Raw genomic sequence first — 12,846 nt, forward strand, 5'->3', positions numbered from 1 at the left:
ACCTCATAAACCTCATGTAAAACCTCATGTAAAACCTCATGTAAAACCTCATAAATCTCATGTCAAACCTTGAGGGGTGTCCTGCACCACAAGCATCAGGATAAAAATTAGCCATTAAAAAACCCGACAAAAGCCGGGTGGTCTCTAACTGTGTAACGATTGGTACTATTCAGAACGCTTCTAATTCGACCAGTTGCTTCACCAAGGCATGTGCCTGACCATATTTTGAATCCTTGCGTCCATTTTTACTGGTAGCCCAGGCAGTCTCAACTGTCTTGGGTATTGAGCAAGTTTCCGCATATTCGAGGTGCGATCGCAATTTCTTTTAAGCAGTTGGCTGAAAATAATCCTGATGCTGAACTGGAGATTGCTGCAATGGAGAAGCGAGGTAAGGATAACTTCTTACTTCGTGCAGCAACTGCACCATTAGCAGACCATTCTAAGCTGAATAGAGAGTATTTTACAATTTATAACAAGATAAAAGCATTCGTAGAAGCTGAGGCACAGGTAATTTTAGCAGAGAAAGATAGCAGAATTTCGAGTCTAGAAACTATGATCCAAACAGCACTTCAGCGTCCTAGTTTTTATGCAGAAGCCTATAATCATCAAGGAGATACTATGTCACAAGCCCCTAAAAAAGTTTCTAAATTTGACCTAAACAATCCTCAGTTTGGTGGAGGATTAGTGGATGCCGATACCGTTAAGGCTCAAAATATAGGTAGAGACATCAACAATTATCCTTCAGAGCAAAAACAAAACCTAGCCGAAGCAGCAGCTGAAATACAGCAACTTCTAAACCAACTATCCCAGACTAATCCCACCAGTACTGAGATTGAAAAGTTAACAGTTGTAGCCAGGGCTGCTGAGGAAATAAAAAATAACCCACCCCTAAAAGATAAGGTAATTAATGCCCTGAAAGCTGGAAGTGTGGAAACTTTCAAGGAAGCAATAAACCATCCCTTAGTTAACATTTTGGTAGCTACCATTGAGGGATGGACAGAGGCTTAGGGGTAAGCTATCAGCTATCGTCCCCTGTTTCCTGTTCTACACGCCAAGCAGTTTCCCGTCCAATCTTTCCCGATTTAACAAACAACCAAGAACCCCTCCTGTAGGTATCCTCACCCTTCCTGGTGTGAGGTTTTACCTTTATCAATTCCCTGACTTCCGATGTGGTTAATAACCACTGTTCTTGGGCAGCCATTTTCAACTGGTGCATGTACTCTATGGGACTCAGGGGCTTCATTCTGTTGATATTGGCTCTCTCAATACCAGAGGCAATGGCATCAATCAACACTTCCAATGCTTCCCGTTCTGCCTTCCAAGAACCTGTCCGGCGAACGTCCGGTGAACTGTTCGGTGAACTGTTCGGTGAACTGTCCAGGGAGATAGTTTCCTGACTATCTTCGGTAAACTCTTCGGTTAACAGTGGCTCAAAATCTTCAAAGGTTCGACCGGTCATTAAATAGTCATTTAATCGATCCAATTCCTTCAGTTGTTCACCGGATATAAAGGAGCGAGTCCCCTCTTTACTGGGCTTGATATTGGCATGTTTGATTCGCTCATAAAGGGCGGTGCGACCGATGTTGTATCTGGTCTGTAAATCCTTAACGGGGATTTTGTCTATTTCCTGAGTCATAACCGTTTGCTGGATGTTCGGCGAATATTCACCAGATGTTCGCCGGATGTTCACTGAACAGTTTATATCACACTACCTTCGGTGCAAAGGCTTCATCAATTAACCTAGTGTTCACCCTTGACATGTCTGGGTTTTGGCGATTTCGATGCCCTCCTGTGGCCTGGTTCGGTTCCACCTGGGAAAGATTGATATGTCCTCGGGTTTTCGGCACAATCAAAAAGCGATCGCAGGTAAAACCCCTTACAGCGGTTTTTAATTGGGTGAGGTACTTTCGTTACAGGTTTTAGGGAGCAGGGAGCAGGGAGCAGGGAATAGGGAAGATTGCAACCACTTAATAGATTCCAGAATCTCCTTACAACTCCGCTGGTGCGATTGCAGAACTCCCGAACGGTTATCCCCTCATCCTCCAGGTGTTGGAGTATCTCATCCTGATCATTTAACAATAATTTGAACGTCATGATTTTCCCCCGAGACTTAACTTGAGTTCCGGTATCATAGCCGTTTTTTCGGCCTAAAAATAAACCCGCTGGCATTTCGAGTCAGCGGGTTTATTTTATAGAAATTAGACAAACATCTTTATTGTCAATTCTATTTTTTTATAGCGCTTTTTAAGTTGATGGAATACAAAATTGTATTCACTTGCTTTTCGGCTCAACAATGGCCTGTAGTCAACTATCATGAAAACTGCTGTAATCTAGTAAAGGTAGCTCAATAACAGACCTTCCTTATCAAGATAATCGAGCTAATGTTAATTGTCGATCTGGATAGAAGAGTAGTAGTCGTTGTTACCACCTATCCAATCAGCATTGGGGTATTCACCGCTGCTTTGAACTCCTCCGTTGGCAGAGATAGTAACAGAAGGTTGTCCGTAATTACAATCTGAAAAAAGTGTCAGTGTTCCATGATTAACTTTTACTGAAGATAATGCATCATTGAAACCAGCATCTCCTAAACAGCTAATATTATTATCGACATATAATTGCACACCAGCAAAATTATCATCCTTATATAAGGTTGCAGATGATGCTGCAGAAGCACTAGCAACAGACGTAGAAAAGACAAGAACGAGTGTCAAAAGCAAACAACTTAACTTTTTTATCATGGACATTATCCAAAATGTAACAACTGAGTTTATTTACAACGAACCCATATAAATATTAAATATTTTTCAGAAAAATGTCAAGGGTAAATCCTGAAAAAAGTCGGTAAAATTTGCAGAAAAAATGAACTAATTTACAAGAAAAAAAAATCATGTTATTTGTCTTGTAAATTTACCTAAAAATTCTTAATAATTAATTTTCAAATGACACCTGAAAATAAAAAAGAACTTAGAGCTGATTTGTAAACAAAAAATTAAGACGCTAATCTTCTTGTCATCAAACGAATTAATGAACCATATATCATTCCTGTACTCATCTGTGTATATAGCTCATAGTCTTTACTCAACCGTCTAAATCGATTTAACCAGCCAAATGTTCTTTCTACAATCGTTATCCTACAGTAAGCGTTTAGGTTAGTACATTTCTAAATCCTGAAACCCTTTCACAGCTTGCTGTTCCCTGTTCCCTGCTCCCTAAAAACCCAGAATGAAAGTACCATTAAGCAATTGCAAACCGCTGTTAGGATATGCTTACCTCGGATATAACGCCAGACCAAGAGCTACCAATATGTACAGACTGTACTAGGATCTGGTTTCACCGACTTCATCTTTTTGCCCTGATCGTAGTCAAAGGTTCCCTCACAAAAGCCACTTTCACTCTCGAAGGCACAATTCAAAACAGTTTCATAATTTTGGATAGAATGATTGTCTACAATATCAAATTTACCCGTTAGGTTGTCTCGATAAAATGAAACTAGATAGGCATAAGGCAAATGCTGATATCCTTCACTTTCAAGTGGGACACAAGGAACTTTATCATAAACATTTTGGATACGAATAGTTCGTGTTTCCGGATTTTGTTGCGGTGCCTGTTGTTGATAAAATTTCACAAATGCTTGGTTGCCTACACGAGGGGAAGCATAGTTGTAGCTTGCCGAGTTGATCTCTGGTCTAGACAACGCCATATCAAGTGTGAACAAAGTGCTCAGTGTACATCCTAAACTATGGCCAGTAATATACAGAGTATCGATCGGTTTTTCAGATGCTTGATATTGATCAACTAGGGCAAACACCTGATTCTGCATCGAGGGTGTGTTGCCATCACTATCGGCATAGATATGGTAGAAACCTGATTCAACCCTAAGGTCAGATGGCACCACAACATCTTCTTTGTAAGGTACAAATTTTGTATGGTCGGCACCACAATCATCTATTAGATCCTCTGTCGAATCAGTACCTCTAAAGGCAAATATATAAGTGTAAGGAGACTGCTGAGATCGAAACACTACACCATAACACTCAACAGTTTTGCATTCATTAAAAATCGCATCAACACCAGTCCAGTGGCCTACAAAATCATAACCATCCGGTGGAGACACCTTAACACACTCAGTAGGGTTTTGCTTATTAAAAGCATCATAAGCTAGAATGCTTGCTTTCGCTAAAAGAATGGCTCTGGTGTGATCAAGGTCAGCAGTTGTCAGGTAAGTAATTGTGTTATCCATCACGTTAGAAGTTGTAGTCTTTGCTGACATTGCTAATACTCCTTATTTCAATTGATTCTTCCTAATCTAATCAAAGCTTTTTTGGGCTTTTACATCTTAAAGACAATCTCAAAACACGGGGTTTCGGTGTACCGGTGTCAGAGTTTCAGGGCTTCGCTTGTCAACTTTTGTCAGTCAACCAGGAGGGGGGGGTGCCGACGGCACCCCCCTCACTTTCTAGAATAATGATTATTATTCTAAGCTTGGTATAGTTTATTTTTTGGAAGTTTCTAAGTCCTGATCAAAAATAAACATGAGGGGCGAATAAATTCACCTGCGGCTAACTCACATGCATGAAGACAGGGGCTACCCCGCCGCAGCTACACTATTGCCATTGACATCTTTTCCATTATTAGCAACATCTTTTGTTACGTCTTTAAACCCATTTCCGTCCCAGATATAGGCATTACAACGTTTAATATAGAAAGGACCTTCTTTTTGGTTGTTTGCAGACATTTCAACTTGAATTGTTGGACCATATCCTGTAGGTCCTTTATCGAGTAGAGAAGTATAGCCTGGGTTTATAGTTCCCTCTCGTGCAGGAACCCAACGTAATTGATCAGTGTCATTATATGTCTTGAATTCAACTTGCTCCTGTGTTGCATTGTAAACGACTGCATTGTCATCTTTAACTGCTATCTTATATGCTGGGCCAAGTTTATCTAGTGCTTTATCAACTACATGTCCTATTATCTCAGATTTACTTGCATCAGCCAGTTTTATATTGTTACTAGCAACTGCAGAGCCAATCTGAATATTAAAAACACACACTACAGCAAGCATCACAGCTAGAAATGATGTCCAGATTCTATTCATAGTAATCTATTCCTGATCAACAATTTTCTTGGTTTAGGACTTACACACTCTACAAATTTATTATCTTGTGCATTAACGAAAATGCGTTGTTTCAAGTTTTTGTCAATTATCCTTTGATCAATAGCGACCATTAATAAATTGTCAAACAACTAAACTTGAACGTCCGAAAACCCACAAAGATAATTGTTTTTGAGCTATGTAAGTCCTATGGTTTTAACTTCCCAAGCATAGTCTTCTCTTTGAATTGGATTTCAAAGGCATATGCTAAGTAATGCCAGCAATTAAAATTTTTGGCAAGATCACTTTTTGGTATTCGCAAAAACCATTAAATTTCCATCCATATAAAGTTTAAATTAACTTATTTCTATTGCATTCAGTATTATTACTGATTTTCCCAAATATCGATTTCAAGTATTTCTGTTCAAGGGTTGACAAAGCCACCCCAGTTACTTGAAAAATGGAATGAGAGACAATTGGTTAGAACACTGTCTAGCTCCTAAACACAGAGCTTGAGTGAGGAACTCAATAACATTACGCCCGCTTAGCACGACAAGACTGAATCAACTGAATCTGCGCTGGATTACCTTGGGTAAGCGTGATTTACCAAAGTACAACAAAAAAAACGATCGCACCCCATACAGATGCGATCGCCCTTACACCACCCACATTTTTCTCTAAAACATAACCGTTCCGTCTTAGACCCCCACCACACAAATAAACACAAATAAACACAAATCAATCCTCTTCCCTAGTGATAATCACACAAAATCAAACCGATTAATGACTTGTCTGATTTCGATGGGAGCATTAACCCAAACTTCATCCCTGATTTCGTCCCACCACGGGGAGCGAACATAGGCTTTAACCAACCCTTTCAAAAGCTCTGGGGCTGCTGTCACTAGTCTCTCTAGCTTCGAGATTATTTCTGTGACTACGGCTCTCGGTTGGTCTTCCGTAATAGTGTCTAGAGGGGATGTCTCTTTTTTATCTTTACCAGACGTGGACACATCTTTGTGAGCCAAGGCCAGTTGCTGCTTCTCGGAATCTCTCTGGTACCAGTAAGCGAATAGGCTTTGCCGTTCACCCCAGTCACGAAGTTGGTAAATCCAGTGCCTGACGCCTCGCCTGGTCTCCCGCCCAATCCGTACTAAACCTATACCCAGATGACTTAGTAATTTCTTGAGTATCTGGATGGGAGTGTCTGTTACTTTGAACTGACCAAGCTCGAGCGCACTTAACTGCCGCCTAATTATGGGGGTTTGAACTTTTCGTTTGAGTTCGATTAGAACCGGATCGGAGTTTTTAAGTTTTCGATTAGACTGGAGCAATTCTTTGATGCCGAGAACCTCAAACGCCTTAATCGTTAATTCCTTTTGAGACCCATTGAAATCGGGAGGGAATAGCCCCCCTTGTTCTATTTGGAACTGAGCGCTCTCAAAGCTCTTATTGGCAACGTAAGAACGTCCCAAAGTCAAATAATAAAGAAGTCTAAATCTGGGGAAATGCCCTTTGTCGTCCAGTTCTAGTAATTCAGGAGTAACGTCCCCCCAACGCTTGCGCATCTCCCAGTTTCTTTCTTGGTGCCTTTCTTCCTTGGTTTTGGCTTGTTTGTCTTTGCACGCATGGTACTCTGACTCATTAATAAATGGCTGAGCATGGGAAATCGCTTCCCTTGAGGCTAAGTAGCTTTTATCTCTACAGTCTTTGAGGGATTCTCTGATTACTTGGTCACTATCGTGGCTCGGTTCAACGGAAATTATCTTATGTCCTTCTGCCTCTAGCTCGGTAAAAATTTGTTGATCATATTTAATTAATCCGGCATTGTGTCTTGTCGCCATCTTTGCCCAACATTTCAATGTCTCGGGTTGAAAGTTCTCTAACTCGTCAATGTCAGAGACTGACGAGAGTTCGGGTAAATCCGCTTGCCGTAGAAATTTGAGATTAGCTCTCAGCATAGCGTTCTGAGCAGCTATCAGTGACTGCCAAGAACTAGAACCGTTACCTACTTTTCCCATTCCATGGGGAGCAACATACAAGTGTCTGTCTACTGGCTCCCGGAGTCTGGCTAGGGATTGTCTGACGCTACTCTCGGACTGAACACCTTGGGCGATACCCCATACTGCTGTGAAATGTTTTTTGAGATCGATACTCACCCCAGTTTCAATGGAGGGTGATGCAAGAACAATGTCATAATTTGATAGAATTTCATTCAGCTTGGTGATTGAACCAAATGCTTCATGATTCGGGTCTGCTACACTCTCAGAATCTATTCTTAGGATTTTCTTATTTGGGAATAGCTTTCGCAGATGATTCTCTAAGTTTTGCGTGCTCCACATGGATTTCTCTTTCTGGGCTGACAAGCACACAAAGGGCTTACCACCCTGGGTGATTTCTTTCTCCAGATTTTTTACCAAAGTCTCTGGTTTTGGATAGCGATAAACAGTCCAGCCATCGAATTTATAATCGTTACGAATGATAAACGGTTCGGTTTTTGTCAACGTTTTTAGGTAATCAATGGTTATATCGCTTAGGTCTGCATCAGCAGCTATAACCTGAGCTGCTCCTTGGATTAATGTCTTGAAAGACTTGAGTATGGGAACCCGATATTTTTGACAGGTTGAAGAGTTGAGTATATGCCAAAGTACCTGCTCAGCTTCATCAAGAATCACCAAGCATCCTTCCCAATTTTCAGCTATAAATTTGGCAAGGGACTTGGGGTGAAGAGAATCACCACAAAGACCGTATCCAAACAGTGCTCCTTCCGTTGAGTTAAGAACGTCGGTGATGTAATTTATGCCAAAACGTTGACAAAGAGCTTTAGTTAGTTGTATCCGGTGAGTGATGACCAGAATCGGCTGTCCATTACGTATTGCTTCTTCTACTAGGGGGACAAGGGATTCTGTTTTCCCTGTCCCTTTGGGTGACTTGATTCCAATTAGTTTCGTTGATTCAGGGATGCTTAATTCTCCGAGAAAACGTTGATTGAGGTGAGTATCTGGAAGATAGGTTAGTTGACGAAGCTGTCTGGCTTTCCAGATATCCAAGGGTAAGGCGTTGTCAATGGCCTGGTCGAAAGCTGGCTGACCATGATTGACTATCAAGTCATCGCACCCTTTCCCGTCCTTTGGGTTCCAGTTGATAATTTTGACTTCAGCCTTTTTCTCAGCCAGTAATCTACCCAGTCGCTCTTGGGCCCTATTGACCATAGTGATGGTCTTTGGTTTTTCGTCCTGGTCGAATGCCAGATAAAATTTTCTGCCTGCTTTGGCTAAGACCTCAAGCTCTGGGATCAGATCTCGCTTCTTTTGCCCATGCTCCTCCCTGACCCGATAACCACTGTTGACTCCTGGGACTGCGATCGCTACATACCCAGCACTGAGTAATGCCCCCGCTTTCTTGGCACCCTCGGTTATCACGATTGGGACTTGTGGGTTGTCGATCACCCATTGCCAAAACCAGTTACATCCATTTGCATTGAGAAAATTTGGCTCACACCCATACCTACTGGCGATTTGTTGTCCCAGAGCTAAGGGAATCTGGAGGGCAAACACTGACGTAGGCTCTTTGGGTGGGTGCTCGTATTTGATGCGTTTGTTACGCTTATCCGGGTTTCGTCGCGGCTTGTCCGGTTTAAAGCACCCCCAAAGAGCTAGTTCTCCAGTGAGTAGATCAATGCCTGAGCACCACCAGCCACCGTGCTCAATGTGGCCATAGCGAAAGAGAATGCGGTCACGAATTCTGCCATCATTGCGCCGGGGAATGTTATCTGAGTATAGAAGATAGTCGAAAGCCTCATTGTCACTACAAGAAACAACATTCAGTGCGATGATGTGGCGATTAACGGCTGAATGTTGCCATTCTCGATAATGCTGTTTTAATACGTTATTTGGAGTTATTCCATCCGATAGAAGCCCTATCGAGCTTTTTATAGTAAAATTCGACATAAGATTTGTTTTTTGTTGTTGCCCTATCCTTGCTTAGAAAAAGTTGGAGGATAGGGTTTTTATTTTGTTTGAAATTTAGATGTGATAATTATATTCCATAAAGCAAACAAGTAAGATAAGTGTGAAATATTTCTTAGTAAACTAATTTTTAAATTAACAAATATACATAAAAATGGGTCAGTGGTAAGGGTCGTTTTATTGCTTTTGGGGGAATAGGGGATTTAGTGGCTACGGGGTGGTTCTGGTGGATTTGGCTGCGATCGCTTTTGGCGCGGCGAGGCCCATCGCTTTTGGCGTGGCGAGGCCCATCGCGCAGCGGAAGTTCTGCCGAATCGCTTAATCGGACAAATGACCCATCATATTCCCTTGAAGTCCCAGATTGACACTCCCCACTGATAGAATCAGGGGGATTCTTGGTTCAACGAGCTGACTTGCTCAACCAGACCGGAATCAGGAAGAGTAGAGGCCAATTCTCCCCAAGCGTTAAGTAAAGTTCCCGTGTGCCCCACGGTACTCAAGGCTCTAGTTAGGATATTTTTGGCGGCATTATGGTCGCGGTCTAGCCGACACCCACACTGACAGACATGGGTTCGAGTTGATAATGACTTCTTGACCACTTCACCACATTTGGAACAATTCTGGCTTGTATAGGCAGGATTAACTGCAACAGTTATCCGACCAAACTTTTGCCCAAAATATTCCAACCATTCCCTAAACTGGTACCAACCTGCATCATTAATAGACTTAGCGAGACAGTGATTTTTAACTAAATTTTTAACCCTCAAATCTTCGTAAGCGACCAGGTCGTTAGACCGGATTACGCAACGTGCCAGTCTCTTGGCATGTTCTTCACGTTGCCTACTTATTTTAAGGTGATGTCTACCTAATGGATATGAATTTCAAGGTAGTCTTGGGGAAACTATTGATGTGCCTAGTAGTTACAAAGGGTTAGTCTCAGGGATTGAAATTGAAAACGAACCACAGAATCCAAAACCTAGTAATCCAGTCACCTCGATATTTTCTGGTTTTTCTAAAAGCAGAAAGAAACAAAAGCCCATTGGCTATCAAGTATTCTCAAATACTATTTATGACCCTTCCTGTGTCTTGGGATGGCAAAGGGGTGGAAAAACCTTAATGTTGGCAGAAACTTCTAAATTGGAGGCACAAAAAGGAGCGAAGATTTTCTATACTAGCATGGCGGCTAAAACTCCTGACATGGATGGTCGCTGGAATCATGCTTACAGAAAAATAGAGGTTAATCTGAGTAGGCTTTCCAGAACTGAAGCTGCCAAGGTTATCAGTGAAGCCAAGGAAATGTTAGAAGAATTTTTGTTGCTTGAAGGGGAAGATAGACTGTATATCTTAGACGAGTGGATGATTACAGCGGGTCAGGTTCATAAATACGCTGACTTACTTCTTCCTTTTCTCAAAAGTGTTTCATCCGCTATCAGTGAAATGGCTTCATCTGGAATCAAAGATAATGCCGCAATCCACGTACTTGCTCCCAACTTCAGAGCGAGTTCACTGGTTAAAACTTATGGGGTTTGTCCGAAAGATTTGAGACTGGTTTTGGTCTCAGTTAATGACGGTCACTTTATCGAATGCAACGGCAAAAAGATTGGATGTAACAAAGCGGTTTTAAAAACAGCAAAAAATAACTTTGATACCCAATTCGTCGAAATGCCCCCAGGATTGGAAGGTGATCGAGTGGTCTTGATAAATGGGGACTGGATGACTTTAGGCGATGCTAGTAATCTCCCATTAATTGAACCTAAGACTACTTCTGCTCCTAAGACTAAAGAAAGCTCCACCCCAAAAGGTGGCAAGACAGCCAAAAACTTAGGGAAGAAAGTGCGATCACTAGACCCATTAGAACTACACAAACTTCTTGAAAAAACATCACAGCGCTGGCTCTGGGAGTTTGTGGTGAATGACCTTGGTTATGAAAACCACGAGCAGATCCTTGAGATGGTTAACCTCATAGCCCATTACCTTGGACAGACCGATCCTAAGCTTGGCAAGAAATTTGTAGTAGGAGACGTCTATCGTCCTGAACTTGCCCGGCTATCGTACAAAGGTCGGAAAAAAGTGCGCTCCGAAACAATCGCGTTAACCGATGGTACTTGTTGTTTGTGTCAGGAATCTGAAGCGACTAAGGTCTACCAAACTAATTATGATGGACCACGCGATCGCGCCGGGCATAATTCATTTCCAGTTTGTTATGACTGTCAAGAAGATATCTGTTACAGCAAGCAAAACTGGGAACCTGGCGGTAAGAATATCTGGGATGCCCATGCAACTGAAGCTTTTTCCCAGTACATCACCAGGGCTGCATTAGAAATGGTTTGATTTTGGGGGTGAATGGTGATGGTTAAAGAGCAACAAGTCGGTTTAAAATCTTCTCCCTAAGGACCTTTCGCGCTTGATGATAAAAGTGGGTGAAACCATGTGATAATGACTTCTTAGAAGAGGACTTCTGATAAGCACATCGCGCGTGACCCTCACTACCACACCGCTCTCTCTCACCACAGCTCTACCCTTGACTGGGCATCCAGCACGGGTCTATCTCAACAGCTTGAGTCCGGGGTCGCAGCCAACAATGAGGCAAGCCTTAGATGCGATCGCATCCCTACTTACTAACAACGAATGCGATGCAGACACCCTTGACTGGGCAGCCCTCACCTATCAGCACACCGCTGCCGTCCAAGCCGCACTACTAGAAATCAATGCCCCGGCCACGGTTCAAAAAAAGATGGCAGCGCTCAGGGGAGTATTAACTGTGGCAAAGAAGTTGAAACTGATGGATCCAGAAGATTATGAGGCGGCGGTGGATTTACCCAGGATTAAGAATCATCCCTTACCCAGAGGTCGGGCGTTAACTCAAGCAGAAATTACAGCACTCATTAAGGTATGTGCCTCTGACACAACCAACCAAGGAGTTAGGGATATAGCCCTAATTGGCATCCTACGGGGTACAGGACTGCGACGGGCAGAGGTGGTAAAGCTGGAAGTGCGGGATTTTGATGGTGATAGTGGTGCATTGGAAGTACGCCAGGGTAAGGGGGGTAAGGATAGGACCGTCTATTTACCGGAAGGTGCGATCGCTTTTGTTAATGATTGGTTGAACACAAGAGGTCACCAACCAGGAGCGCTGTTGTGCCCAATATTCAAAGGTGGGCAGATACAGTACAGAACTATGACCCCCCAGGCCGTGTTGTTGATTTTGCAGAAGCGGGCTAAAGAAGCTGGGGTCGAGTCCTTTTCTCCCCATGACTTTCGCAGGACCTTCTGCTCTGACCTGCTCGATGCTGGGATTGATATTGTGACCGTCCAGAAGTTAGCTGGCCATGCAAGCCCTGTGACTACGGCTAAGTACGACCGGCGGGGGGAGGAGGTTAAGCGTAGGGCGGTGCAGAAGTTGGGGTTTTAGCCAGACCGCGAGAAGCCCCGCTTATGCGTGACCGGGGAGAGTCAAATCACACACCGGACATTGATTATCCGGTACAAGACTTAAGGACAGTCTAAGGCACTCCCTAGGGAAAGCAACAGGAGACCCTCCGGTTGTTTTGTCTGCCAATTTTTGACAAGCTCATGCATAGCGATGCTCTGAAAGAGCCGCTAAAAGCGAACATATGAAAACCGTAAAACCATTAACTATTATGATTTATCGAAGGCTCGGGTTTACTCAACACTAGATGCCCCGTATATTGAAGGACTTTGAGGCGCTGGCACAGGAAGATGCCAAAGTCCGCTGAAAACCGTAAAACCATTAACTATTATGATTTATCGAAGGCTCGGGTTTACTCA

General features: G+C 42.8%; 10 protein-coding genes and 2 pseudogenes. 3 read left to right on the top strand and 9 right to left on the bottom strand.

Annotated elements, in window-relative coordinates:
* The first annotated feature begins 282 nt into the window (after positions 1-282).
* Entirely contained in the window at positions 283-1,008 is a 726-nt protein-coding gene (locus AC4II3_RS23040; RefSeq protein ID WP_488011476.1) for a hypothetical protein, read from the top strand.
* Between the two features lie 10 nt (positions 1,009-1,018).
* Here AC4II3_RS23040 and AC4II3_RS23045 read toward each other — a convergent pair whose 3' ends face one another.
* The 9 genes and pseudogenes from AC4II3_RS23045 to AC4II3_RS23085 form a co-directional block, all read right to left on the bottom strand.
* Positions 1,019-1,636, bottom strand: a complete 618-nt coding sequence (locus tag AC4II3_RS23045; RefSeq protein ID WP_488011474.1) for a hypothetical protein — start codon at positions 1,634-1,636, stop codon at positions 1,019-1,021.
* 67 nt (positions 1,637-1,703) lie between these two features.
* A complete protein-coding gene (locus AC4II3_RS23050) occupies positions 1,704-1,847 on the bottom strand; it encodes a hypothetical protein (protein WP_488011472.1) in 144 nt (47 codons plus the stop codon).
* A gap of 537 nt (positions 1,848-2,384) precedes the next feature.
* Positions 2,385-2,738: a beta/gamma crystallin-related protein gene (locus tag AC4II3_RS23055; RefSeq protein ID WP_488011471.1), complete on the bottom strand. Its 354-nt coding sequence runs from the start codon at positions 2,736-2,738 to the stop codon at positions 2,385-2,387.
* Positions 2,739-2,989: 251 nt separating this feature from the next.
* A pseudogene (locus AC4II3_RS23060) lies at positions 2,990-3,133 on the bottom strand (IS5/IS1182 family transposase); the annotation flags it as partial.
* A 162-nt stretch (positions 3,134-3,295) separates the two neighbouring features.
* Positions 3,296-4,270 (bottom strand): lipase family protein, encoded by a 975-nt coding sequence (locus AC4II3_RS23065; protein WP_488011469.1) that lies wholly within the window; start codon positions 4,268-4,270, stop codon positions 3,296-3,298.
* A gap of 315 nt (positions 4,271-4,585) precedes the next feature.
* Positions 4,586-5,095: a hypothetical protein gene (locus AC4II3_RS23070; protein ID WP_488011468.1), complete on the bottom strand. Its 510-nt coding sequence runs from the start codon at positions 5,093-5,095 to the stop codon at positions 4,586-4,588.
* A gap of 600 nt (positions 5,096-5,695) precedes the next feature.
* Positions 5,696-5,827 carry a hypothetical protein gene (locus AC4II3_RS23075; RefSeq protein WP_488011466.1) on the bottom strand — a complete coding sequence of 44 codons (132 nt, stop codon included), beginning with the start codon at positions 5,825-5,827 and terminating at the stop codon, positions 5,696-5,698.
* A gap of 26 nt (positions 5,828-5,853) precedes the next feature.
* Positions 5,854-9,039, bottom strand: a complete 3,186-nt coding sequence (locus tag AC4II3_RS23080) for a plasmid replication protein, CyRepA1 family (RefSeq protein ID WP_488011464.1) — start codon at positions 9,037-9,039, stop codon at positions 5,854-5,856.
* A gap of 401 nt (positions 9,040-9,440) precedes the next feature.
* Positions 9,441-9,926: pseudogene (locus AC4II3_RS23085) on the bottom strand (RNA-guided endonuclease InsQ/TnpB family protein); the annotation flags it as partial.
* A gap of 40 nt (positions 9,927-9,966) precedes the next feature.
* Here AC4II3_RS23085 and AC4II3_RS23090 point away from each other — a divergent pair.
* A complete protein-coding gene (locus AC4II3_RS23090) occupies positions 9,967-11,388 on the top strand; it encodes a hypothetical protein (RefSeq protein WP_488011487.1) in 1,422 nt (473 codons plus the stop codon).
* A 145-nt stretch (positions 11,389-11,533) separates the two neighbouring features.
* Entirely contained in the window at positions 11,534-12,469 is a 936-nt protein-coding gene (locus AC4II3_RS23095) for a tyrosine-type recombinase/integrase (protein WP_488011485.1), read from the top strand.
* The last annotated feature ends 377 nt before the right edge of the window (positions 12,470-12,846 follow it).

The sequence above is a fragment of the Moorena sp. genome, from assembly GCF_982860115.1.